This window comes from Bradyrhizobium sp. Rc2d (assembly GCF_900099855.1).
GTDB lineage: Bacteria > Pseudomonadota > Alphaproteobacteria > Rhizobiales > Xanthobacteraceae > Bradyrhizobium.
In genome coordinates, this window is record NZ_FNCU01000033.1 from 38,887 (window position 1) to 61,372 (window position 22,486).

The 22,486-nt window shown below is 64.2% G+C and carries 24 protein-coding genes and 1 tRNA gene; 7 read left to right on the forward strand and 18 right to left on the reverse strand.

From position 1 onward, the window contains the following. Positions 1-46: 46 nt before the first annotated feature. Positions 47-1,708 (reverse strand): bifunctional metallophosphatase/5'-nucleotidase, encoded by a 1,662-nt coding sequence (locus BLV07_RS31305; RefSeq protein ID WP_091893651.1) that lies wholly within the window; start codon positions 1,706-1,708, stop codon positions 47-49. Between the two features lie 265 nt (positions 1,709-1,973). Then, on the reverse strand, positions 1,974-2,732 hold the full coding sequence (locus BLV07_RS31310; RefSeq protein WP_091893653.1) for an enoyl-CoA hydratase-related protein: 759 nt from the start codon (positions 2,730-2,732) through the stop codon (positions 1,974-1,976). A gap of 82 nt (positions 2,733-2,814) precedes the next feature. Here BLV07_RS31310 and BLV07_RS47860 point away from each other — a divergent pair, with 82 nt between their 5' ends. Then, positions 2,815-2,979 carry a hypothetical protein gene (locus BLV07_RS47860; RefSeq protein ID WP_164934634.1) on the forward strand — a complete coding sequence of 55 codons (165 nt, stop codon included), beginning with the start codon at positions 2,815-2,817 and terminating at the stop codon, positions 2,977-2,979. Between the two features lie 15 nt (positions 2,980-2,994). Beyond that, complete coding sequence (locus BLV07_RS31315) at positions 2,995-4,233, forward strand: MFS transporter (RefSeq protein WP_091893655.1); 1,239 nt, start codon at positions 2,995-2,997, stop codon at positions 4,231-4,233. Positions 4,234-4,446: 213 nt separating this feature from the next. Here the strand turns inward: BLV07_RS31315 and BLV07_RS31320 are convergent, their stop codons facing one another. Beyond that, positions 4,447-6,225 (reverse strand): acyl-CoA dehydrogenase family protein, encoded by a 1,779-nt coding sequence (locus BLV07_RS31320; RefSeq protein ID WP_091893657.1) that lies wholly within the window; start codon positions 6,223-6,225, stop codon positions 4,447-4,449. Positions 6,226-6,513: 288 nt separating this feature from the next. Here BLV07_RS31320 and BLV07_RS31325 point away from each other — a divergent pair. After that, positions 6,514-6,588: transfer RNA gene (locus tag BLV07_RS31325), tRNA-Gln, on the forward strand. Between the two features lie 93 nt (positions 6,589-6,681). Here the strand turns inward: BLV07_RS31325 and BLV07_RS31330 are convergent. The 10 genes from BLV07_RS31330 to BLV07_RS31375 all read right to left on the reverse strand — a co-directional run bounded on the left by BLV07_RS31330 (position 6,682) and on the right by BLV07_RS31375 (position 14,178). Then, positions 6,682-7,230, reverse strand: coding sequence for a peroxiredoxin-like family protein (locus BLV07_RS31330; RefSeq protein WP_091893746.1), 549 nt, complete (start codon positions 7,228-7,230; stop codon positions 6,682-6,684). Between the two features lie 132 nt (positions 7,231-7,362). Then, on the reverse strand, positions 7,363-8,034 hold the full coding sequence (locus tag BLV07_RS31335; protein ID WP_091893659.1) for an NrsF family protein: 672 nt from the start codon (positions 8,032-8,034) through the stop codon (positions 7,363-7,365). Beyond that, the gene (locus BLV07_RS31340) at positions 8,031-8,663 is read right to left on the reverse strand and encodes a sigma-70 family RNA polymerase sigma factor (protein ID WP_091893661.1); all 633 of its coding nucleotides are present in this window, start codon (positions 8,661-8,663) and stop codon (positions 8,031-8,033) included. The genes BLV07_RS31335 and BLV07_RS31340 overlap by 4 nt, the downstream gene beginning before the upstream one ends. Then, on the reverse strand, positions 8,660-9,190 hold the full coding sequence (locus BLV07_RS31345) for a DoxX family protein (protein WP_091893664.1): 531 nt from the start codon (positions 9,188-9,190) through the stop codon (positions 8,660-8,662). The genes BLV07_RS31340 and BLV07_RS31345 overlap by 4 nt, the downstream gene beginning before the upstream one ends. Then, complete coding sequence (locus BLV07_RS31350; protein ID WP_091893666.1) at positions 9,187-9,975, reverse strand: HvfC/BufC N-terminal domain-containing protein; 789 nt, start codon at positions 9,973-9,975, stop codon at positions 9,187-9,189. The genes BLV07_RS31345 and BLV07_RS31350 overlap by 4 nt, the downstream gene beginning before the upstream one ends. Beyond that, positions 9,959-10,846 carry an MNIO family bufferin maturase gene (bufB, locus tag BLV07_RS31355; protein WP_091893748.1) on the reverse strand — a complete coding sequence of 296 codons (888 nt, stop codon included), beginning with the start codon at positions 10,844-10,846 and terminating at the stop codon, positions 9,959-9,961. The genes BLV07_RS31350 and bufB overlap by 17 nt, the downstream gene beginning before the upstream one ends. Positions 10,847-10,904: 58 nt before the next feature. Beyond that, on the reverse strand, positions 10,905-11,273 hold the full coding sequence (locus BLV07_RS31360) for a BufA1 family periplasmic bufferin-type metallophore (RefSeq protein ID WP_091893668.1): 369 nt from the start codon (positions 11,271-11,273) through the stop codon (positions 10,905-10,907). Between the two features lie 713 nt (positions 11,274-11,986). Next, positions 11,987-13,447 carry a mercury(II) reductase gene (gene merA, locus BLV07_RS31365; RefSeq protein WP_479714200.1) on the reverse strand — a complete coding sequence of 487 codons (1,461 nt, stop codon included), beginning with the start codon at positions 13,445-13,447 and terminating at the stop codon, positions 11,987-11,989. Position 13,448: 1 nt separating this feature from the next. Next, positions 13,449-13,742, reverse strand: coding sequence for a cation transporter (locus BLV07_RS31370; RefSeq protein ID WP_091893671.1), 294 nt, complete (start codon positions 13,740-13,742; stop codon positions 13,449-13,451). Positions 13,743-13,764: 22 nt separating this feature from the next. Continuing rightward, complete coding sequence (locus tag BLV07_RS31375; protein WP_502690262.1) at positions 13,765-14,178, reverse strand: mercuric transporter MerT family protein; 414 nt, start codon at positions 14,176-14,178, stop codon at positions 13,765-13,767. 90 nt (positions 14,179-14,268) lie between these two features. Here BLV07_RS31375 and BLV07_RS31380 point away from each other — a divergent pair, with 90 nt between their 5' ends. Next, positions 14,269-14,697: a MerR family transcriptional regulator gene (locus BLV07_RS31380; protein ID WP_091893673.1), complete on the forward strand. Its 429-nt coding sequence runs from the start codon at positions 14,269-14,271 to the stop codon at positions 14,695-14,697. Positions 14,698-15,035: 338 nt separating this feature from the next. Next, the gene (locus BLV07_RS31385) at positions 15,036-15,413 is read left to right on the forward strand and encodes a PRC-barrel domain-containing protein (protein WP_091893675.1); all 378 of its coding nucleotides are present in this window, start codon (positions 15,036-15,038) and stop codon (positions 15,411-15,413) included. A gap of 188 nt (positions 15,414-15,601) precedes the next feature. Here the strand turns inward: BLV07_RS31385 and BLV07_RS31390 are convergent, their stop codons facing one another. After that, the gene (locus BLV07_RS31390; RefSeq protein WP_091893677.1) at positions 15,602-16,489 is read right to left on the reverse strand and encodes a VOC family protein; all 888 of its coding nucleotides are present in this window, start codon (positions 16,487-16,489) and stop codon (positions 15,602-15,604) included. Between the two features lie 167 nt (positions 16,490-16,656). On the opposite strand from BLV07_RS31390, the gene BLV07_RS31395 reads away from it, so the two are divergent. Continuing rightward, entirely contained in the window at positions 16,657-17,844 is a 1,188-nt protein-coding gene (locus tag BLV07_RS31395; protein ID WP_091893679.1) for a CaiB/BaiF CoA transferase family protein, read from the forward strand. Positions 17,845-17,878: 34 nt separating this feature from the next. Here BLV07_RS31395 and BLV07_RS31400 read toward each other — a convergent pair whose 3' ends face one another. The 4 genes from BLV07_RS31400 to BLV07_RS31415 form a co-directional block, all read right to left on the reverse strand. Continuing rightward, positions 17,879-18,559: an SDR family NAD(P)-dependent oxidoreductase gene (locus BLV07_RS31400; RefSeq protein WP_091893681.1), complete on the reverse strand. Its 681-nt coding sequence runs from the start codon at positions 18,557-18,559 to the stop codon at positions 17,879-17,881. 4 nt (positions 18,560-18,563) lie between these two features. Then, complete coding sequence (locus BLV07_RS31405; RefSeq protein ID WP_091893683.1) at positions 18,564-19,757, reverse strand: sialidase family protein; 1,194 nt, start codon at positions 19,755-19,757, stop codon at positions 18,564-18,566. Continuing rightward, positions 19,754-21,190: a sodium:solute symporter family protein gene (locus BLV07_RS31410; RefSeq protein ID WP_091893685.1), complete on the reverse strand. Its 1,437-nt coding sequence runs from the start codon at positions 21,188-21,190 to the stop codon at positions 19,754-19,756. Before BLV07_RS31410 ends, BLV07_RS31405 begins: the two co-directional genes overlap by 4 nt. Before the next feature lie 238 nt (positions 21,191-21,428). Then, positions 21,429-22,151 (reverse strand): DUF72 domain-containing protein, encoded by a 723-nt coding sequence (locus BLV07_RS31415; RefSeq protein WP_091893751.1) that lies wholly within the window; start codon positions 22,149-22,151, stop codon positions 21,429-21,431. A 115-nt stretch (positions 22,152-22,266) separates the two neighbouring features. Between BLV07_RS31415 and BLV07_RS31420 the strand changes: the two genes are divergently transcribed. Next, a complete protein-coding gene (locus BLV07_RS31420) occupies positions 22,267-22,482 on the forward strand; it encodes a hypothetical protein (protein WP_091893687.1) in 216 nt (71 codons plus the stop codon). Positions 22,483-22,486: the final 4 nt, after the last annotated feature.

Below are 22,486 nucleotides of genomic sequence, written 5' to 3' on the forward strand. Positions count from 1 at the left end.
ACGGCAATGGCAAAGGGTCGTCCCGCGCCGGCCCGTTTGATCCGGATCAATTCACCCGCAGGATGCGGGTGGGCGGTAGCGGACCGATCGGCCCATGCGCCCGGAAGAACGCGAACAGCGCGTCGGCGTCGTAGCCGCCATATTGCGGCGCCGAGCCCTGTTTGGCGACGGTAAAGCCGTCGCCGCCGACCGCGAGGTAGTCGTTGAGGGTGACGCGGTAGCCGCTTCCAGCTTCGATCGGCCTGCCGCTGAGCGTCATCTTCTCCGGCATTACGCGCTCGCCGAATGGTTTCGCCGCGTCCCAGGCATAGCTGAATCCGTTCGACACCTGGAGGATCCGCGGCCGCTTCGGGTCGAGCCATTGCTGTTCCAGCAAGTCCTTGAGCTGGCGGCCGGTGAGCGTCATGGTGACGAGGCGGTTGCGGAACGGCTGACTGGCGAAGACGTCGCCGAATGTTATCGCGCCGTTCTCCTTCGGAACGATGTCGGTGCGGATGCCGCCGGGATTGGTGAGCGCGATGACGGCGCCGCCGTCCTTGGCATCGCGGGTTGCAAGCAATTGCGCATCCGCAATGATGTCGCCGAGCGCGCTTTCGCCGGCCTCGTTCGGAATGCGCGACAGCGTCTGCGTCACCGATCCGGCCGGCCGGTTGGCGATCGGCGCCGACACCTTGTCGTAGGCTTCGATCAATGCGGTCTGCTCGGCATCCTTAGGCAGCGAGGCATTGGCGACGATGACGTTCTCGGCCCTGGCGCTGACGATGTCGCGGCTTGCGGGATCGAGCTTGAGGTCGATCGCGGTGACCAGCGTGCCGAACTTGTCGCCGCTGGTGACGAGCCGTCCATCGATATTGCAGACATAGGCGCGATGGGTGTGACCGCTGACGACGACGTCGACGGCGCGGGCGAACTTCTTGACGATGTCGACGATCGGCCCCGAGATGCCGGGACATTCGTTGTAGTCGCCGGCAGGCTCGCCGCCTTCGTGGATCAGCACGACGATCGCTTCCACCCCGCGCGCTTTCAATTGCGGCACGAGCGCATTCACAGTCTCGGCTTCGTCGCGGAATTCGAGTCCGGCGATGCCCGCGGGCGAGACGATGCCGGCGGTGCCTTTCAACGTCAGTCCGATGAAGCCGACGGGAATGCCGTCGAACTCCCTGATCTCAAAGGGCGGCAGCACGCTTTTGCCGGTCGCGGTTTCGATTGTGGAGGCTGCGAGATAATGGAATTTGGCGCCCGTGAAGGGATGCGGCCCCTGGCAGCCGTCGATCGGATGGCAGCCGCCGTTCTGCATCCGCAAGAGCTCGGTCTTGCCCTCGTCGAATTCGTGGTTGCCGACAGAGGTGATCGCAAGACCCATCATCGAGAGCGACTCGATCGAAGGCTCGTCGTGAAACATCGCCGACAGGAACGGGCTCGCGCCGATCAGGTCGCCGGCGGCGACGAAGATTGTGTTCCTGTGTCCTTCGCGCAGCTGCTTCACCAGCGTCGCCATGTATTCGGCGCCACCGGCCGCCACCATCACCTTCTTGGCTCCATCCTCGGGATCTCCGATGCGGATGCCGCCCGGCGGCGGCCGTAGATTGCCGTGGAAATCGTTGATCGCGAGGATGCGCAGCTCGACCGGCGCGGCGGTCTGGGCCGAGGCGGGGAGGGCAAAGGTGAGGGCGAGTGCGAAGGCGGTCAGGCGGAGAAGATGTCGCATGGAACCAGATTAGACGTTCGGCGCGAAGATTTCACGAAACCTTCTGTTGCATGCGGCGACTGCCGCGCACTCCCACCCGCCCCTTGAGGGGGCGGGTCGGTTCGCATGAAATGCGAACCGGGGCGGGGTGACAGACCATCCTGGCAGAAGGTGCCAGAAATTCTCGCGCATACGAGCGGGAGTCTTTGTGCGGCCCACCCCACCCCTCTCGCGCTTCGCGCGAGCGACCCTCCCCCTCCAGGGGAGGGTGGCAGCGGAGCGCTCCCTACCGCTTCTTCCGGTTCGCGAACGCATTGAACGCCGCCACCGCTTCGTCGGACTGCAGTCGCTCGCCGAACAGATGGCCTTCCTGGTCGATGCGGCGGGTGAGCTCCTCGGGCGGGGCGCGCAGCAGTCTGCGCGAGGTTGCGACCGCCTCGGCCGGCAAACGGCAGATCTCGCGCGCCACCTTGCGCGCCTCGACCTCGGTGTGTCCCGGCGAGACCACGGTGTTGACGAAGCCTGCGGCGTGCGCCTCCGCGGCGGAAAAAGTCCGCCCCATCACCAGCATCGCGAAGGCGCGCTGGTAGCCCATCGTGTTCGGCATCAGCAGGCTGGCCGCGCCGACTGGTACGAGCCCGAGATGGATATAGGGTGCGGAGAAGGTCGCAGCGTTCGAGGCGAGCACATAGTCGCAGTGGAACAGCATCACAGTGCCCATGCCGATCGAGGCGCCGTCCACGGCCGCGATGATCGGCTTGGCATTGAGGGCGAGCGAATAGAGAAACTTGGCGCCATTCGACAGCATCTCGGGGTGCGAGGCGTCGGCCTTCAGGAAGTCTTCGATGTCGTCGCCGGCGGTGAACACACCGGAGCCACCGGTGATGATCATGCAGCGGATCTCAGGGTTGTTCTGCGCGGTGTCGATTGCGTGACTCATCTCGCGATACATGTCCTGCGTGATCGCGTTCTTCTTGCTCGGACGACGCAGGGTGATCACGCGCGTTCCGCGCTCTTCGGTGACGACGATATTGCCATTCGGCATGAGAGCCCCCTGCGGTCGCCGCGGCGCTTGCCTTTGGCGTGACTCACGAAACGTCAGCCTACATCATCTTGCAGGCGTGCCAATGCGCTGGCTCAAGCTTTTCGATGCCGATCTTGTGACGCAGGTACATGGCGCCCGCCGCATCGGTGGGGTCTCGCTATTGCGCGTTGCAACAAATGGCTACAATGTTTCAATTGAAAAACCGCTGGTTGTGGGGCACGATCGCACATTGCACCGTTTGCTTTGACCGATTGCTCGATTGATGATTGCCAAAACTGGTGTCGACGAATCCTCGCTGCACTACCGCGGCTGGCGTGTGGTGCTGGCCTGCTTCCTGATGGCTTTCTTCATGTTCGGCTTCGGCCTCTACGGCCAAGGCGTCTATCTCGCCGAGCTGCAGCGCGCCCATGGCTGGCCGGGCACGCTGGTCTCCGCGGCCAGCACCTTCTCGTTCCTCCTGACCTCCGTCCTCGTCATCTTCACCGACGATCTGCTCGCCCGCATCGGGCTGCGCGCGCTGATCCTGTGCGGCCTGTCGGCGCTCGGTGCTTCGACCGTGCTGCTGGCGCTGATGCAGACGCCCTGGCAGCTCTATCTGGCCTATGCGCTGATGTCGGTCGGCTGGACCGGGATGGGCACCGTGGTGATCGCGACCGTACTGAACTCCTGGTTCGAGCGGCGCCGCGGGCTCGCGCTCAGCCTCGCCTTCAACGGTGCGACATGCGGCGGCATCGTCCTCGTCCCGCTGCTGCTGTCGCTGACCGGCAGCATCGGCTTCCGTTCCGCGATGCTGGCGGTCACGTTCGCAATGGTACTGCTGGTGCTGCCGGTCGTCGTGACGTTCATCGGTTGGCCCGCCGGGACCTCGCTGGCACCGGCCGGACGTCCATCCAGTGGCGATGCGGCCGCACCCGGCCAGTCGCGCAAGGCGCTGCTCGCCAACGCGGCGTTCTGGACCATGGTGCTGCCGATCGCGATCGCGCTGCTGGCGCAGATGGGCTTCATCATCCATCAGGTGACGTTCCTCGAGCCGCTGATCGGGCGCGCCAGCGCGGGCCTCGCCGTCACTCTCATGGCGGCGATGGCGGTGGTCGGCCGCCTGTCGCTCGGCCTGTTCGTCGACCGGCTCGATCCGCGGCTCGCCTGCGCGGCGTCGATGACGAGCCAGGCCGCGGCTCTCTTCGTGCTGCTCCAAAGCACGAGTCCGGCCCTGCTGCTGACCTGCTGCGCCGTCTACGGCTTCTCGATCGGCAACATGATCACGTTCCCGCCGCTGATCATCCAGCGCGAGATCGGCGCTGCCGCCTTCGCGGCCGCGATGGGGCTCGGCACCTCGATCAGCGGCATCGTCAGCGCCTTCGGCCCCGGCATCGTCGGCCTGGTGCGGAGCTTCACCGGCAATTACACGACGGCGTTCGCGCTGTGTGTGGTGCTCGATCTCGTCGCGGCGGCGGTCGTGTTGTGGCGGCCGGGGGGAAGGGCGGATGTCGCAGCTTCGTAGCCTGGACGGAGCGCGACGTACTCCGGGACCGCATCGCGTGTGGCACGCGCATCCCACACATTCGGTGTCATCGCCCGACTTGATCGGGCGATCCAGTACTCCGAGACGCCTGTAGTTTATCGAGAAGCCGCGGCGTACTGGATTCCCCGCTTTCGCGGGGAATGACAGCGGAGGATGAAGGCGCAGTAGTGATGACGGGCAGGCAGGCCGGCCTTACCCCAGCAGCACCGCATCCGCCGCCGCAACCGATTCCGCGCTTTCCGTCACGGTGCGCTCGAGCGAAGGCGCCTGCACCGTGATGTTCTCGGCGAAGAAGCGGGCGAGCGAGACGTAGCGCGCGGCGTCCGTGGTGCCGTCGGCCTTGGCGGCGAGCGCCTCAGAAGCCAGCATGCAGCCGCCGAGCGTGGCGCCGAACTGCTGCAAATAGGGCGTAGCTCCCGCAAGCGCCTCGTTCGGCGCGGACGCAACGCGCTCCAGCAGCCATTTGCTGGTGCGCATCAGCGCTTCCAGCGCCTCGCGCAGCTTGGTGGCCGTGGTGCCGAAGGCGGGATCGTTGGAGGCCTCGACTTGGCTGACGGTGGCCGAGAGCTCGTCGAGCAGTGCCCACACCGCCGCGCCGCCATTGGCTGCGAGCTTGCGCGTGACGAGGTCGATCGCCTGGATGCCGTTGGTGCCTTCGTAGATCGCGGTGATGCGGGCATCGCGATAGTGCTGCGCAGCGCCGGTCTCCTCGATGAAACCCATGCCGCCATGCACCTGCACGCCGAGATAGGCGACCTCGTTGCCGATGTCAGTGGAATAACCCTTCGCGATTGGCGTCAGCAGCGCCGCGCGTGCGGCCGCATCGGCACGCACCTTCGCGTCCTTGGCGCGGGTGGAAACGTCGATCGCGACCGCGGTCGCATAGCAGATGGTGCGCGCCGCCGCGGTCTGCGCCCGCATTCGCATCAGCATGCGCTTGACGTCGGGATGGACGAAGATCGCATCCGAGCCGTCGCCCTTGTTGCCGACCGCGCGGCCCTGCTTGCGCTCTTGGGCGTAGGACAGCGCCTGCTGATAGGCGCGATCGGCGACGCCGACGCCCTCGAGGCCGACGCCGAGGCGGGCCTGGTTCATCATCGTGAACATGCAGCGCATGCCCTGGTTCTCTTCGCCGATCAGGAAACCGATGGCGCCGCCATGATCGCCCATGGTCATGGTGCAGGTCGGCGAAGCATGCATGCCGAGCTTGTGCTCGACGCCGCTCGCATAGATGTCGTTGCGCTGCCCCAGCGAGCCGTCGGCATTGACCATGAATTTCGGTACGAGGAACAGCGAGATCCCCTTGGTGCCGGCGGGCGCGTCAGGCAGGCGCGCCAGCACGAAATGCACGATGTTGTCGGTCATGTCGTGCTCGCCATAGGTGATGAAGATCTTCGTCCCCTTGATGCGATAGGTGCCGTCGGCCTGTCGCTCGGCGCGGGTGCGCAGCGCGCCGACGTCGGAGCCGGCCTGCGCCTCGGTGAGTTGCATCGTGCCGGTCCACTCGCCGGAGACGAGCTTCTCGAGATAGATCTCTTTCAACTCGTCGCTGCCATGCGCCTCCAGCGCCTCGATCGCGGAGGCGGTCAGCAGCGGGCAGAGGCCGAAGGCGAGGTTGGCGGCGCTCCAGATCTCGGTGCAGGCGGCGTTGATCGCGAGTGGCAGGCCCTGGCCGCCAAAACCTTCCGGGCCAGAGACGGCGTTCCAGCCGCCCTCGGTCCAACGCTTGTAGGCGTCCGGCCAGCCCGGCGCGGTCGTGACCTTACCCTCGCTCAGCTTGATGCCGTGCTCGTCGCCGACCTTGTTGAGCGGCGCCAGCACGTCGGATGCGAACTTGCCGGCTTCCTCCAGCACGGCTGCGGCTATATCGGCGTCGAAATCGCCGTAATGGCCGGCCGCCACGGCGGCCTTGAGGCCCGCGCCGTGGTTGAGCGACAGCAGCATGTCAGAGATCGGCGCGCGGTAGGTCATGGCTCACTCCCGTGGACAAATATTGGCGCCGTATTCCCATGAAACGGAGGCGGTCTCAATGGCCGGGAAGGGAGACGGCGCCGGCCGGGAGCGGGGCCATCGCCGCGCCTATAATATCGTGCCTATAATATCGTGCCTATAATATAGAGTGAGGAGGGGAGGGTCGCCCGCCCGTGTGGTATTTTGCCCCTCCAGACGGTTGAAATGCCGCGCCGCTCCCTATAGACCGGCAGCACCTGAGGGGAATCCGCGGTAGCCCGATCTTCCGCCGTTCCGTCAGTCACCTGTTGGGGCGTAGCCAAGCGGTAAGGCAGCGGATTTTGATTCCGCCATTCGGAGGTTCGATCCCTCCCGCCCCAGCCAGTTGATATTGCTCGTCAAATCTCGTTGCTTCATTTGGAAATGGCGCTGTCCACTGTCCGTAGGGCGCCACGACCCGGCGCGCAATCAACATCTCTACACGTCCGTTGCTTCACCGCGCGCCGGATAGTTATTCTTGAGCACATAGTCGATCGCAGCAAGAATGTCGGAGAAGTGCGGCCGCGCGAACGGCATGGTCTGGACGCTGCCGAAGTACAGCGTGCTGTCCGGTCGGATCAGATACAGCGCCGGTTCGGAGAAGCGCGCGGGCTCTTCCACGCCGGCGGACGTCATGCCGCGCCCTGATGAAATGAACAAGCCCCATCGGCGCGCGACAGCGAGATCGAGTCCATAGCCGATACGTAGCCGCGTCAGTCCCCAGGCTTCCCTGGTCTGCAGTGCCCGTTCCCTCGTATCGGATGATATTGCCACCACGGCTACGCCGCGCTTCTCGAACTCCTCGAGCTTCGATTCCAATTCCCTGAGCTGGGTCTTGCAAATCGGACAGTGAAGGCCGCGATAGAACACGAGAAGCGTGAACTGCTCCGGCTTCTCGCTTGCAGGATCGAAGGCGCCGCCCGAAGCAAGGTCGATGTGGAGTGGTGGCACGGGCTGCCGCGGAAGCAGTGGTTCCGGATTTGTCATGTAGATCATCCTCTAAAGATGCTTCATGGCTGCGAAGCTGAGGCTCCAGGACTTGTGAGCCCACCCGATCTCTTTCATGCTCTACGCGCCGAAGGGATGCAGCCGCAAACTTCGCCCGAGATGCCAACGAGCTTAGTCCTTCGCATAAAGCGTTCGCGGCGCCACCCATCGGAACATCTTCCGGCCGAAAGCGCCTGCGAGACCGATAAACAGCACCGCCGTGCCGAAGTTCCACATCAGGATCATCACGGTCGCATCGATGATGTGGAAGAGCGACAGCGCGGTTGCCGTGATCGCGGCGACGGCAACGCTTCCCATGAAGGTGACGGCGGTCGGACGCAGCGGCGCTGCGTAGCGCAGCATCACCAGCATTGCGAGCGACAATGGCAGGCTGGTGAGCACGAGCGTGGCGAAGCAACGCGCGGCCTCGCCAAGGCTCATGCCGTCAGGACCGATGGCAACCCATTGCGTGAGGCACTGATAGCCGACATTCGAAAGCCAAAGGATGAGCGCGGGCATCGGCAGCAGAAGCCACAGACGCGACCGGTCGGGGAGGCTGACCAGGAAGGCCGCGATGGCCGCGAGCATGCCTGTCAGAGCTGCGGCCGCCATGCTGACGACAAAGGCTGGCTCCTGCAGCCGCTGCATCAGGTGGGGGCGAATCCCCTGACTGACGGCCAGCAGCGTCAGGACGACCGCTGCAAGCAGGAGCCAGCACGCCGCCCGCATCACCGGCGGTCGCAACCGCCGCACCGGCGTGGCGTTTGCCGCAAGGGAGGCAATGAGATCGGATGTCTTGATCACGGTTCGCTCCGGTCGAGCAGCATTTTCCGTAAGCTCTTCAGCGCACGATGAGCGTTCACCTTCAGAGATGTAACCGACATGCCGCTCACTGCTGCCGCCTCTTTTAGTGACAATTCCTTGAGTTTGAGCAAGCGGACTGCATTCTGTTGGGCAGGAGGGAGGTTGCTGACCGTCGTCTCGAGCTCTCGTTCGTCCGGTCTCTCCCCTAGGTTCGCTGCAGGTTCGCAAAAGGTTTCATGCTCGATTGTCAAAGGAATTTCACGGTTTCTGGTGCGGCCCTGACGGCGCAGCCTATCAATGAAACGCCGGTTGGCGATTGCGACGAGCCAGGGCGCAAAGGGCCGGGCCGGATCGTAGGTCTGCCGGATCGAATGGACGGTCAGAAGGACGTCCTGAACTGAATCCTCGACATCGCCGAGGTCACGGTGCCGCCGCGCCGCCAGAGCACGCAGGTACGGCGTGATTTCCTGAAGCAGCCGGTGATAGGCGGCTCGATCCCCCTCCTGCGCACGGGCCATCAGGATGGACCAGTCGATGTCTCTGACGAGTGGCGCGGCCTGAGGCGCGCCGCTCTCGTTCTTCCCGACGAGCCTGAGCGATGGTCCGCGGTTGCGCGGGTCGTGCGTCATGCGCGCGCGCTCCGTCCGCCGGGTTGCGCGGCTTCCCGCTTCCAGGGCCACGGCAGCTGTTCAAGCCAATGATCGAGCGACAGCAGCCCGGGACCGAGTGCGATAATGGCGAGTGCCAGGCCCGCCCATGGCAGGTGAAAGTTCGCCCAACCCTCCGGCACCACGAGCTGAATGACGCCAGTCATCACGAGAAGAGCCAGAGCGCTGAAGCGGGTCGCAAGACCAACAACGAGCAGAACGGGCAGCACGATCTCGGCGACGCCGTCGAGGTACGCGACTGCGGTCGGGAAGGGGAAATTGTAAGCTTGGCCCCAAATATGCAGCTTGAACTCGTCCTCGAACAGGAACTCGGCTGCCGGCGACAGCGAGAGAAGGCCGTCCCATTTGGTCAAGCCGGATTTGAAAAAGGGCACGGCGAGCGCGATTCTTAGCACCGGCGGAGCCACCACCTGAGCGACGCGGGCGAGCCAATCCGCAAGCCGCCGAGCGGCACTATCGATCGTCGCGATGTTCAGATGCATGCTCATGTCCGCATCAATTCCGGCGCCAGGCTGTAGCCAGCAAAGGCACCCGCGCGCATAAGATCGGCAAGGCTGGCCGAAAGATCGAACCGGGAATTCGCGGTTAAGGCGTCCTCCAGCGCGGTGAGTACCGGCTTTCCGTCGCTCAGCGCCTGGATGAACTCGAAGCTGCCCCTGGGGATCATACGAACCTCAACGTCGGCGACGGGGCGGACGACCAGGGCATCCTCGCCACCGGCGGCCAGATCGACCGGAGCCGGGATGCCGTCGGCAAGGTTCATTTGCCAGATCGTCAGCGCCGGGAAGTGCGATCGGACCAGACGCAGCGACGGGTGAAGCTCGAGCTGCATCGCGGGCAGCTGGTCCGGAGCGACCGCGCTGAACGTGCCTGGATCGATCGGCGACGCCTCGGGTGCGTGATAGGCCTCTGTCCAGGCGCGCTCGATCCGTGCAACGTCTTCCAAGTAGGGCAGCCCGGCAGCCGGCTCGAAGCTCCGGATGAACTCCGGGAAGCCGGCGCCGTAATCCAGCATGATTGGCGAGCGCGGCGGCTGGACCATGACGTAAGCGCGCGCCATGGCACGAAAGAAGTCGGCGCCTACAATGCGCTGCACCGCCGGGAACGCATCGTCCAAGGCCTCAATGAGGCTGACCGCGACGTTGTTGCGATATACGGCGAACCGCCTCGGGTCTGGTTCACCGTCCGGACCGACAAGACCATGCGGCATCGGCAGCCCTGGATCCAGCAGAGCCGCCGCGAAATCGCGCTGCCTTTCAGCGAGCTGCTGCACGACGTGTGGCCTCCGATCTGGTTGCAAGCATGATGGCCTCGGCGCGCTCGGCCTCGTACTGGAGCGTGGCCCAGGCAGGCACATCGGCGTCCCATTCGATCAAGGTGGGAAGCGGTCCCGTGAGTCCGACCGTATGGGCGTAGAGATCCCAGACGATCTCGTCGACCGGACGATCATGGGTGTCGATCAGCAGTGGCCGGCCCTTGCCGTCAGCGTCTCTTGCGTGGCCGGCAAGATGAATTTCCTGAACGTGTCCGAGCGGGTAGGCCTCGATATACACGACCGGATCCCATTGCTGATTGGTCGAGGCGACGTAGACGTTGTTGACGTCGAGCAAGAGGCCGCAGCCGGTGCGCCGGACCACCTCGGCGATGAAGTCGATTTCCGAATAGGTGCTTTCGGCGAACGCGACGTAGGTCGAGGGATTCTCCAGCAACATCTGCCGTCCGAGGGTGCTCTGCACCTCATCCACATGCTCGACGACGCGGGCGAGCGTCTCGCCGATATAGGGCACGGGCAGCAGGTCATTGAGGAACCCGGTGTCGTGGGACGACCAGGCTAAATGCTCCGAAAACAGGCCCGGTCGGTAGCGAATGATCAGCTGGTTGAGGCGCTTCAGATGCTCCTTATCCAGCGGCCGGTCGGCGCCGATCGAGAGGCCAACGCCGTGGAGCGAGAGCGGGTATCGCTCGCGAACGGCTGACAAATAGCGGTGCGGCGGTCCGCCGGCGCCCATGTAGTTTTCCGCATGAACCTCGAAGAAGCCGATGTCGGGCTGCGTCTCGACAATCGTGCGGTAGTGTGCGGCCTTGAGGCCAACGCCCCCGCGCGCAGGAATGCAGTTTTGCGTGCAAGACAACGCAAGCGGCACGGCAACCTCCAATCAAAGAAGGGGTAAGCGGGCAGCGGATGCCCGCCAACCCACTTCATCAGGCCTTCTTTTCGGTCAGGCTTCCCGGTCCCTTCGGCGTCTGCATGGTCGTGCAGGTGCCCTTGGCCTCGAGCTTGAATGCATTACCCTGGTAGTCGACCGTGCTGGTCCCGGCGCAGGTCGTGCCCGGCCCCGCATAGCAGTCGTTCTGTCCCTTCAGCGCCACGCCGAAGCACTTCTCCATCTTGCCGGATTTCAGCGCCTTTGCAGTCTCGGCCTGCTTTTCCTTCATCATCTTTTCCATGTCGCCCTTCCCCATGTGTTCCATGCCGCCTTTCATCTGTGCGGCGGCCGGGGCGACGGCGAGCGATGCGACGGCTGTGACGAAGGCGCCGGCGACCAGTGCGGATAGGCTGCGATTGGACATATCCATTCCTCCGAATGCGGGTTTGCTGCGCGACAGTACGCGAATTGCTGTTGCGGCGCGCCGAACCGGCCCGCCAATAAGCAAGTTCGCCCCGGGAGGGCGAAAGGTTACATCAGAGGCTTCCCAAGTAGGCCCGGCGGTCGCAGTAGCAGGTCCTTGATCGCATCGCATTAAGACTGACCTCTGCGTCAGAAACTGACTCATTAGTCATTCGCGCGCTCCTCCGTCCATGGGAACGCGTCTTTGTGCCCGGCGTTTCGCTTCTGAGAGTTGAGGTGCAGGGCATGGCCGAAAAGGAGACGCTCTATGTGGAAGAACTTGCTCGCTATGACTGCAGCCATTGGATTTTGCGTTGCGATAGCCGGTCCTGCTGATGCGCAGCGATCTGGCATGGGTATGAGTGGCCAGGGCATGGCCGGTGCGCACACTGGCTTTAGTGCTAGCCGAATGTCTCCGACGGCCACGCACAGACCCATGATGGCGAGAGCGCAAATGCATGGTCCTGCGTTCAGGCCGCCCGGCTGGAGTCATGGAAGGAAGGTCGGTTGGCACTGCCGTGTTGGGACCCGAGGGTGCATCCCGCCCGGCCTGCGTTGATGGAGTGACCGTCCGCCGCCCGTGCACGGGTTCTCTGGCGAAGTGCCTGGAGCATCTGAGCAGGTGGCGAGAGCGTATTCTCTTTCGCCGCCGCCGCGTTCGGGCCTCGACGACGATCACCCAGCGCAGCACGACAATTTGGAAATCTCTTTGCCAAACGACAGCGCTGCGAGCCTGAGGCCTTCGACGGTGGTCAGATAGGGAAAGATCGTCTCGACGAGATCAGCGACAGTCAGGCCCTGTCGGATTGCGAGCGTAGCCGTCTGAATGCTGTCAGCACCTTCCGGTGCGAGGATGTGCGCGCCGAGCAGCCGGTCGCTCCGTGCATCCGACACCAGCTTGATCAGCCCACGGGTATCGCGAGCGGCCATCGCCCGCGGCACCTGGTCGAGACCGATCGTAGAAACGCGCACGTCGTGCCCGGCGTTGCGTGCCGCAGCTTCCGTGAGGCCGACGCTTGCCACTTGCGGGTCGGTGAACACGACGACCGGCATGGCGCGGTTGTCGTAGCGCCGGCTATCGCCATTCAAGGCATTGATCGCCGCGAGCTTGGCGCCATAGGCCGCCATGTAGACGAACTGGTCGCGACCCGTCACGTCTCCGGCGGCGTAGATGCCAGTCCGGGTGGTTCGCATATGCTCATCGACGACGATGCCGCCCTTTGGCGATACGGCAATCCCGTATTCGGCAAGCCCAAGGCCTTCGATGTTGGGTGTGCGCCCGGTGGCAATGAGCGCCTGGTCGGCTTCGATTACTAGATTCTGTTCGCCGCGCGCGACGGTGATCGCGATGCCTTCTCCTGTCTTCCGGATCTCGCGGTAAATAACACCGGCGACGACACGGATGCCCTCATCCACGAAATACTGCGTGAGCGCCGCGCTGATTTCAGGCTCGGCCTCTGGGAGCAGACGGGATCGGCACACCAGCGTCACGGTTACGCCGGCGCGGGCGAACATCTGGGCAAGCTCCGCCCCGACATAGCCGCCGCCGATCACGAGCAGCGACCGCGGCAGAGTCTCGAGATCGAGCGCCGTCGTGCTCGTCAGATAAGGCACGGTGTCGAGACCGGAGATCGTTGGAACTGACGGACGCGCGCCGGTCGCGACAATGATCTTGCTGGCAAGAATGTGCGTGCCATCTACCGCGACCCCGCCGTCCGCAAAACGCGCTGGCCCTTCGCGAAGAGTGATGTCCCGGTAAGCCGGCAGCAGGTCGACATATTTGGTCTGGCGCAGTCCCGTGACGAGCGCGTTCTTCTGGCGAACGGTCTGCCGCCAATCGGTCACCGCGGCCTCAGCCGTGATCCCGGCGAAGCGCGCGGCGACGCGCGCATTGTGGAGTTGTTCTGCGGCACGGATCAATGTCTTCGATGGGACGCAGCCGACGTTGACGCAAGTGCCGCCGATGGTACCTCTGCCGACGAGAGCCACGCGGGCGCCCTGATCGGCAGCCGTGATCGCCGCCGAAAATCCGGCCGAGCCCGCGCCGATGACGACGAGGTCATAGGGGCCGTTGCCCGATCGGGGCCGAGATGCCGCACTTTCCGAGGCGTATTGGATCGGCCCCCACTCATCCATCTCAGCCGCCTTTCGGCTTGGCATGCGCAGGATAGCCTGCGTTCAAGCTCGCGGCGGCAATCGTGTCCACATTTGTCTTTGCGTCGTCGAAGGTGACGGTTGCAGTTTTGGCCTCGAATGAGACAGCGACCTTGGCGACGCCGCGCACAGCCGCCATCGACTGCTTCACGATGTAGGGGCAAGAGGCGCAGGTCATGTTGTCGACTGCGAACGTGACTGTGCGCTCGCCGGCAACGGCCTCCGTGCCCGAGATCGCGAGAGCGATCAGGGCGACGACGCCAAAGCTCTTGTTCATGGGACAGCTCTCCTCTTGGTTCTCAGGCATCGAGCAGCAGCGGAGCGACATAGCCGAAGGCAAAGGCTGCCAGCACGAGCAGCGTCGCAAGCCAGAGCGCTACCTTAACGATACGATTGGAGATCGGACGGGCACAGATCGCGCCGTCGGCGCAGGTCTGTCCTGGCTTCCAATAAACGAGATAAAACCCATAGCCCAGCACCCCGACCGTTCCTGCCACGAACAGCGGCTGGTAGGGCGCGAGCGCCGTGAGATTGCCGATCCAGGCCCCTCCGACGCCCAGGCTGAAAGGATGAGCGGCACGATGCAGCAGGAGGAAGCCGCAAACGCGCCCAGGATGCCGGCAACGGCAACTAGGCGCTGCCGTCCGACCATGTCTCGTTCTGGCCCGCCGGCGCGGGATGTAGGCGCGATTCTTGTTGTCCCAGCTCGCCAGACGGTCACGTCTTGTCTCTCTCCTTGCTGGATTTTCAGCCGTATCGTAGCATCAGGTCTGTAGCGACTACAGGGTCAAGGAGATTCTCCAGTGCGCGGTCACACCGGGGTGAAGAGCATGCAGCGGGCCGAGCTCGCCCAGCGGACGGGCTGCAACCTGGAGACGGTGCGTTATTACGAGAAGGTAGGTCTTCTGCCCGAACTGCCGCGTACGCCGGGCGGCTATCGGAGTTACGACGCGACGCACGAACGGCGTATTCGCTTCATTTTGCGGGCGCGCGAACTCGGCTTCTCGCTTCACGAAATCCGTGAGCTATTACACCTCGTCGATGAGCGCGACCAGCCTTGCACTGATGTGCGCGCGATCGCTGCCGCACACCTCGACGACATAAGGGCGAAGATCGCAGACCTGAGGCGCATGGAGCGTGTGCTCAAGGACGTGGTCGCGCGATGCGCGGACGGCACTCAACCAGAGTGCCCGCTGATCGAAACGCTGTTCCGGGACCGAGCGATGACCTGAACGAAAACGCGCATCTGCGGTCTGCGTCTTATTTGGAAATGACGAGGTTCGATCCCTCCCGCCCCAGCCAGGTCGCCTGCCCTGCCTGAGACCACTCCGCGACGTGGAGCGTGCCTGCACCGTCCTCGTTGGGCGTCCTTTCGTAGCTTCTTTGTCGGCCTGTCGGCTCTTGTCACCAGGTGTGCGTGCCTCCTCGGAGCGACCAGGGCTGGGTTGTTACAGTCGGTGTCAGCGACGACAAGTTGGTGATCGGCGCTGCGACATGTTCTCCCAAGACAGGAACGCCCTCGGAGCGGCCGAGTTAGGCCGACAAAACCCCTTGTGAAGGAGACAAAGTCATGGCCCGCGCAACAGCACATCCGAATCATCAATGCATCTCGAGCGAAGATGTTCAGGGAACCGAGGTGTACGGTGCAGGTGGAAAGAATATCGGTGAGATTGATCACCTCATCATCGACAAGGTGTCAGGCCGCGTGGCTTATGCCGTCATGAGCTTCGGCGGATTTGTTGGCTTGGGTCATAGCCACTACCCCATTCCCTGGGGCGCTCTGACATATGATACGTCGCTTGACGGTTTTCGAACCAACATCACCGAGCAACAGCTGAAGGATGCGCCTGAGTTCAGCGATGATTCCTGGCAGGATCGAGACTGGGAAACGCGAACTCACCGCTATTATGGGATGCCCACCTATTGGGAAGGGCGAGGTGGCCTATAACGCCAGGCGGCGCGTCGGAAATTTCCAATCGTGAGTGCCAGCTGAATTGATCGGCCGGCACTCATTGGATGCTGTCGGATTTGATCCTGCCGACTGACGCTAGAGCATGATCCGGACCCGAAGGGCCGCGTTAGCGCAAAGCGTGCAGCTGCTTTCCTCGCGACAAACGCCGAACGCGTTTGCGCTCGCTATCCCTCATACTGATCCGGCCCCATTGCCCAGGCCGCCTCGTCGTGCCCGTACGCATAATTCCGGTTGGTCAGCGCCGGATTGCGATTGACCATCGGGCGCATGAACATCGGATGGGTGGCGCTGCGCACCTCGTGCTCGACGGTGAAGAGGTGCTTGCCGCTGTCGAGGTCGACGATGTCGCAGAACCGGTACTGGTATTGATTGTCCTCGCGGGAGATCAGGCCGCGCGCCAGCAGCTTGCGGTACGGGCCGGAGAAGTCGGTGATGTACATCTGCACATGGTGGCCGTCATAGTCGCCCTGCGGCCGATCGGTCTCGCGGAACAATAAATGCTGGTCGCGGCCCGTCTTCACTGCGGCAAGCTTGCAGTCGCCGTTCCGCAAGTCGGCGGGCATGCCCATGACTTCGGGATAGAACGCGCAGATGCCGGCCGCGGAGCCCACGGGCACGTCGAATTCGACATAGGGAATGCCGAGCGCGATGCGCCCGAAGCGCGCTGCGTCCGGCTCGTAGCAGCGCAAGCGGTTGCCCCACGGGCAGGTCGCCTCGACATGGTCGTTGCGCTCGGCGAAGGTGAAGGCCGTGCCCTCGAGCTTCTTTGCGACCGATGCGAGCCGCGCCAGCAGCGCCTCGCGGCCCGCGATGACCAGCCCGATATGGCCGCGCAGCACCTGCGGCCTGCCGCTCGGCAAATGAAACTGGCTTCGCCCGGCATTGATCCACATGTTGGTGTCGGACACCATCAGATAGGGATCGCGGGTCAGCCCGAGGCCCGTGACGTAGAACAAGGTCGCCAGGCGCTGGTCCGGGACCTGGACGTTGACGTGCTCGAAATGGATCGCATTCCCGAGATCTTCGGCTGATCGATCGAATGGCTGCGGCATGGATGTATGCTTCTCGCTGGGGGATCTTGGGGGCAATACTAGAGCAGAATTTCCGTCCGCCGAAACTGGTCGCCGTTCACATCTTGCGGGCTGGGCATCATGTCCATTGCCGCCTTGCTGTCGCGGGCAGTCCCTGTAATCTGACGAAAACATTGGGGAAGGGATCGATGGGAGGAGTTCTCGAAGGCGTCCGCGTTCTCGATTTCGGGCGCTATATCGCAGGTCCCTATTGCGCGACCTTGCTGGCCGAATTCGGCGCCGAGGTCATTCGCGTCGAAAAGCGCGACGGCAGCGAGGATCGCTTCGTGGCGCCGGTGGGCGAAGATGGCGAAGGCGCGCTGTTTCTCCAGGTCAACCGCAACAAGAAGTGCATTACGCTCGATCCGATGAAGGCGGAGGGGCAGGAGGTGATGCGCCGCCTGGTTGCCACCGCCGACGTGGTCGTCGCCAATCTGCCGCCGCAGACGCTGCGCGCGATGAAGCTCGATTACGAATCCTTGAAGGCGGTCAAGCCCGACATCATCCTGACCACGGCAACCGCGTTCGGCGGGCCGGGGCCCTGGTCCGACCGCGTCGGCTTCGACGGCGTCGGCCAGGTCATGTCGGGCTCGGTGTACATGACGGGCGCGGGCGATCCGCCGTATCGGGCCGCGGTGAACTGGGTCGATTTCGGCACGGCGCTGCACTGCGCGTTCGGAACGCTCGCCGCGCTGATCGAGCGCGGCAAATCCGGGCGCGGGCAGATCGTCGAGGGCGCGCTGCTCGCAACCGCCTTGTCCTTCACCAATGCCACGCTGATCGAGCAGGCGGTCATATCAGTCAACCGCGTGCCGACAGGCAATCTCGGCCAGACCGCGGCTCCAGCCGACATCTACCGCACCCAAGACGGCTGGGTGCTGTGCCAGGTCACCGGTCATCCGCTGTTCAAGCGCTGGGCGAGGCTCATGGGCGAGGAGGAGCAGTGGCTGAACGATCCGCGCTTTGCCGACGACATCAGCCGCGGCAACAACGGCCCCATCATCAGCGAACGGATGGCGCGCTGGTGCGCCGAGCGCACCACGCAGGAGGCGGTCGACACGCTGGGACGCGCGATGATTCCGACCGGACCTGTCCTCAGCCCGCAACAGGCACTGAACCATCCGCACATCCGTGCCGCCGGCTTCATGCAGGACGTCGATTATCCCGGCCTGCCGAAACCGGCGCCGGTCGCCCGCGCCGCCGTACGCCTGTCGGAGACGCCGGGCGACATCGCAACGCGCCCGCCGACCCTTGGCGAGCACACCGATCTCGTCCTGGCTGAGCTCGGTTACGACGAGGCCGCGATCGCGGCGCTCCGGCAGGGCGGCATCATCTAGCTATCATGGTGCAAGCTCCGGGATGGCGGAGCATTCAAAGCGAGCTGCCGCCGCAGATGACCAGCTGCTGTCCGGTGATGGCGGCGGCTTCCGCCGAGAGCAGGAAGGCGACTGCGCCGGCAACTTCCTCGGGGCGGATGTAACGGCCGATTGGCGGCAGTTTTGGCGCAACATCGGCGCGCGAGGGATCCTTCAACATCGGCGTCTCGGTCGCAGCCGGCGCAACGACATTGACGGTGATACCGCGAGGTGCGAGCTCGATTGCCCAGGACCGCGCGAGCGCCACCAGCGCCGCCTTCGTCGCGGCATATTGTCCGCGGCCGGACGCACCCGATGCGGTGCGGCTGCCGATGAAGACGATGCGCCCTCCTTTCGGCAGGCGCGGTGCCAGCGCGTTGGCGAGGCGCTCGGCGGCGTCGACATGCAGCCGCCACATCGCCGCGCCGTCCTCGTGGTCGAGCAACCCGAGGTGACCGACCCTCAGCATGCCGGCGGCATGAACCAGCGCAGTCGGCGCGATGCCCGCGACGGCGTCCGCGATGGCCTCGACGTCGGCTAGGTCGAGCGACACATGATCGAAGGCCGGATGCTCGAACGGTCCGGCCCGCCGGCTGATCCCGGTGACGCGCCAGCCGTCGCGCAGCAGCCGCTCGACGATCGCAGCGCCAATCCCCGAACTGGCGCCGGTGACGAGGGCGTGAGGCCGCTTGTCCACGATCTCAGTCCCGGGCGCCGCGCATCACCCATGGCTCCCTCACGCGCACATATTTGATCGCGCGGCGGTGGAAGGTGAACGCCATGTGGAGCGCGCCGTCGGCGGTCTGCTTGACGGACGGGTAGGATAGCTCGCGATTGCTTTGCTCGCGCGAATTGTTGGTCATGCAATAGCCGTCGCCGGTCTCGACGTTGCGCCTGGTCCAGCTCCGTCCACCGTCGGCCGAGACCGCCAGCGTCATCGGTGCCCGCGGCGCGCCCCAGAATGCGGTGCGTCCCTTCGCGGTGCTGCCGTCGGCGGCGAGAACCGGTGGCAGATCATCTTCGATTTCGTCATAGAGCGAGAGCCGACGCCCGGTTGCGTCATTGGCGCTCGAGTCGTTGAACACGAGTGCGAGATGGCCGTTCACGAGCCGCGTAAACTGGATAGATGAGTTGTTGTTGGCAAGCGCGGTCGCAACCGGCGCCGACCAGGTGCGGCCGTGATCCGCGGACCTGCTCTGATAGATGTTGTCGGCCCAGCGGCTGCGATACAGCGCGAGCAGCGAGCCGTCGTCGAGGCGCGCGATGCACATATGCACGCAGCCGCGGCTGCCGGGGACGTCGACGTCTCGCCAGGTCGCGCCGGCATCCGACGAGATCTTCACCGCGCTGGTGTCCTCGTCGCCGTTCCATTTCCGGCCCGGCGTGCTGTGGCAATAGAACACGGGCAGCAGCCAGTCGCCATTGTCGAGCACGACGACCGGCTGGCGGATGAAGGTGCCGCGGCCGCGTTGCTCCGGGAACAGCGTCTCGATCGGGCCCCAGCTCTTGCCGTTGTCACGCGAGAGACGGCGGCGGATCAGCGCGGTGTCCTGGTTTCCGGCGAGCTGAGCCGTCCACATCAGCCACAGCGTGCCGTCGGGAGCGGGAAACAGCACCGGGTTCTGTTCCGAACGTCCCTTGTCATCGGAGAGCTTTTCGGCCGGCGACCACTGTGTCGCGCCACGGGGGAGGCGTGAAAAGTAGATGGAGATATCCGACATGCCCTCCTGCGTGCCGCCGAACCAGACGCAAGCCAGATCGCCGCCCGCGAGCGGCATGAGATTGGCGGCGTGGTTCTGCACGCAAGGCGAGGGAATGAAGGCGTCGAACCGCTCGGGATCGCCGGCCACCGGGCGGACGACGCCATCGGCGACGATCTCCATGTCGGCGATCATGTCGAAGTCCTTTCCATCAGGGCGTTTGGTTGCGCCGCCTGCGGCGTCGCCGGGGCGGTGGGCGAGCGGCTCAGCACCAGGCGCTCGATCGCCATCACGACCAACGGCGTCACGGCGGCGACGTACATGTTGTCGATGCCGAACGGGTTGCCAAGCAGGTACCAGACCGTGGTCGACACCGCCGCGCCGATCAGCCCGGCCGTGGCGCCGCGGTTGCTGGCAAACAGCGGCAGATAGAAGCCCATCATCGCCACCATCGTGATCGACAGGCGCAGTGCGCGCGTGAAGAACGACAGCTTGAGGATTTCCGGAACGAAGAAGACGAAGACCAGCGGCACGATGCCGATCAGCACCGAGAACACGCGGGTCATCTTCAGTTCGCGCTCCGGCGTCGGCTTCCAGTAGGGAACGTAGAAGTCGCGCACCACGAGCGAGGCGATCGCGAGCGCCACCGTGCAGACGCTGACGAAGATCGAGGCGACGAGCGAGGTGGTCACGAAGGCCGAGGCCAGCGGCGGCATCTTCTCGAGGAACACCGGCAGGGCGTAGAGGCTGTTCATGTCAGGGTAGAGGAATTTCGCGGCGACACCGATCAGCGCGAGGAGGATGCCGAGCGGCAGGCAGAACGCCGCGGCATAGAAGGTCGCCTTGCGGGCGTCGTCGGCGCTCGGCGTCGAGGAGATCGCCTGGACAATGAACTGCGTCGAAAAGATCGCGCCGACCGTGCCGAAGGTCCAGGCGAAGATGGTCGCAAAGCCGATCTTGCCGTCCCAGCTGAAATAGTGCGCCGGCAGCTTGGCCTGCATCGGCGCAATCCCGCCGGTCAGCGACATCGCCACCGCAAAGATGATGAGGATGCCGACGACTTTGAAGGCGCTGTGCAGGATCGTCACCCAGGCGACACCCTTCAGCCCGCCGAACACGTAGTAGAAGGTGCTGACGACAGCAATGATGCACATCGCGATCGGCAGGCTGACATGCAGCGCCGTAGCGATTGCCGCTGCCCCGCTGACGTAATTGCCGACATTCACCAGCAGCAGGGCGTAGATCATGATCACCGATACCGTGAGCATGGTCGACTTGCCGTATTTCTGCGCGATCGCGGCCGAGATGGTGTATTCGCCGGAATTGTAGAGCTTCTTCACCATCAACAGCCCGAACAGCAAGAAGCCGATCGAGGCGCCGAGCACGGCCCAGCCTGCCGCGACGCCCGACTGGAACGCCTCCTGCGCCGTGCCGACGGTCGACTTGGCCCCTACGAATTCGGACATCATCAGCACGCCGACGACGACGGCCGGCATTGCGCGCGCGCCGGTCATGAACTGCTCGCTGGTTCGGCTGCGCAGTTTCAGTGTGAGCCAGGACGTGAAGGCGATATAGGCGACGATCATCGTGATGATGAGCGTGCTCTCGCCGTTGAGGATGGCTTGCATCGATGACGTTTCCTCTGGTGACGGACGCGGTGTTGTGAGCCCGCTCTGTCCGGCTGCAAAATGTTCGGAATGCGAACAATTGTTGTCAGTACCTATTAGACCTCTCAAGACGCCTTGCGTCAAGCGCAGGGGGCGCGCCGCGAGGCGCGGAACGCGCGGGGTCAGCGGGTGTCCGTTCCCTTCGTCAATGGCGGGAATCAAGAGGTCGAGCTATGCGCGGCGAGCCGGCGTCCGCCTGCTACAGCAACTGCTTCAACGCCCGCGCATCGGCCGGTGCCGCGCTCTTCTGGTCGTTGTCGAAATAGACATAGACGTCGCAGCCCTGTCGCTTCCACGACTTGATCCGCCGCGCCCATTGCGCGAGCGTGGCTTTGGTATAGTGCCCGTGATAACGCCCGCTCGGCCCGTGTCCGCGCACATAGACAAAATCCGCCGTGCGCTTCCATGGTGCCGGCGCATCGTGATGATCGGACAGGCACAGCGAGATGTTCTCGTCGGCCAGCATTCGCAGAATGCGCGGCTGATACCAGCTCGGATGACGGAATTCGAAGCTGTAACGCCGTTTTCCGGACAACAGCTTGAAGAAGGCGGCGAGGCGGTCGGCGTCCGCCTCGAATTGCGGCGGGAGCTGGAACAGGATCGGGCCGGCTTTGCGGCCCAGCCGTGAGATGCGATCCTCCAGCAGCTTGAGGCTGTTAACGGAGCGGCCCGACAGGCGCTTCCAGTGCGTGATGAATTTCGACGCCTTCCAGGCGAAGACGAAATCACGCCCGGTCTGCTCCCGCCACCCTTTCACCGCCTCCGGCGTCGGCGTGCGGTAGAACACGCCGTTCAGCTCGGTGGTGTCGAATTGTCCGGCGTAGTAGCGAAGCTGCTCTTTCAGCGTCACGCCCTTGGGAAAGAACGGGCCTCGCCAGGAGGCGTAGTGCCAGCCGGAGGTGCCGATCAGAACGCGCGCCATCTTTTGCGTGCCATCCGTTGCCATTTGTCGGAAGGGAACGTCCGTGCGGCCGATACGTTGCTCGTGAACTTAGAGCGTTTTCGATAATGCTCTAGCCAACGCAGGACCGGAACCGATGTACGCGCTGTTCGAAGGCAACAAGCAGATCGGCAGTCCCTTTCCGACGGAGAAAGAGGTGTGGGAAGCCGCCTTGATCGAGGGACTGGTGACCGACGTTCCGGTCGCCGACGAGGAAGGCGGCCGGATTCTGCCTGCCGGCTATCACGTCAAGCGGGTGGACGAGGTTTGCGAGCCGCTGCCGGACTGGAAGCTGCCGCGCGAGATTTCCTGAGCAG

What these genes read in the sequence shown, in the direction of transcription:
- BLV07_RS31305 (WP_091893651.1), bottom strand. Translation starts at nt 1,708, where the DNA reads ATGCGACATCTTCTCCGCCTGACCGCCTTCGCACTCGCCCTCACCTTT.
- BLV07_RS31310 (WP_091893653.1), bottom strand. Translation starts at nt 2,732, where the DNA reads ATGCCGAATGGCAATATCGTCGTCACCGAAGAGCGCGGAACGCGCGTG.
- BLV07_RS47860 (WP_164934634.1), top strand. Translation starts at nt 2,815, where the DNA reads ATGCGCTGGCTCAAGCTTTTCGATGCCGATCTTGTGACGCAGGTACAT.
- BLV07_RS31315 (WP_091893655.1), top strand. Translation starts at nt 2,995, where the DNA reads ATGATTGCCAAAACTGGTGTCGACGAATCCTCGCTGCACTACCGCGGC.
- BLV07_RS31320 (WP_091893657.1), bottom strand. Translation starts at nt 6,225, where the DNA reads ATGACCTACCGCGCGCCGATCTCTGACATGCTGCTGTCGCTCAACCAC.
- BLV07_RS31330 (WP_091893746.1), bottom strand. Translation starts at nt 7,230, where the DNA reads ATGACAAATCCGGAACCACTGCTTCCGCGGCAGCCCGTGCCACCACTC.
- BLV07_RS31340 (WP_091893661.1), bottom strand. Translation starts at nt 8,663, where the DNA reads ATGACGCACGACCCGCGCAACCGCGGACCATCGCTCAGGCTCGTCGGG.
- BLV07_RS31345 (WP_091893664.1), bottom strand. Translation starts at nt 9,190, where the DNA reads ATGAGCATGCATCTGAACATCGCGACGATCGATAGTGCCGCTCGGCGG.
- BLV07_RS31360 (WP_091893668.1), bottom strand. Translation starts at nt 11,273, where the DNA reads ATGTCCAATCGCAGCCTATCCGCACTGGTCGCCGGCGCCTTCGTCACA.
- merA (WP_479714200.1), bottom strand. Translation starts at nt 13,447, where the DNA reads ATGGATGAGTGGGGGCCGATCCAATACGCCTCGGAAAGTGCGGCATCT.
- BLV07_RS31370 (WP_091893671.1), bottom strand. Translation starts at nt 13,742, where the DNA reads ATGAACAAGAGCTTTGGCGTCGTCGCCCTGATCGCTCTCGCGATCTCG.
- BLV07_RS31385 (WP_091893675.1), top strand. Translation starts at nt 15,036, where the DNA reads ATGGCCCGCGCAACAGCACATCCGAATCATCAATGCATCTCGAGCGAA.
- BLV07_RS31390 (WP_091893677.1), bottom strand. Translation starts at nt 16,489, where the DNA reads ATGCCGCAGCCATTCGATCGATCAGCCGAAGATCTCGGGAATGCGATC.
- BLV07_RS31395 (WP_091893679.1), top strand. Translation starts at nt 16,657, where the DNA reads ATGGGAGGAGTTCTCGAAGGCGTCCGCGTTCTCGATTTCGGGCGCTAT.
- BLV07_RS31405 (WP_091893683.1), bottom strand. Translation starts at nt 19,757, where the DNA reads ATGATCGCCGACATGGAGATCGTCGCCGATGGCGTCGTCCGCCCGGTG.
- BLV07_RS31410 (WP_091893685.1), bottom strand. Translation starts at nt 21,190, where the DNA reads ATGCAAGCCATCCTCAACGGCGAGAGCACGCTCATCATCACGATGATC.
- BLV07_RS31415 (WP_091893751.1), bottom strand. Translation starts at nt 22,151, where the DNA reads ATGGCGCGCGTTCTGATCGGCACCTCCGGCTGGCACTACGCCTCCTGG.
- BLV07_RS31420 (WP_091893687.1), top strand. Translation starts at nt 22,267, where the DNA reads ATGTACGCGCTGTTCGAAGGCAACAAGCAGATCGGCAGTCCCTTTCCG.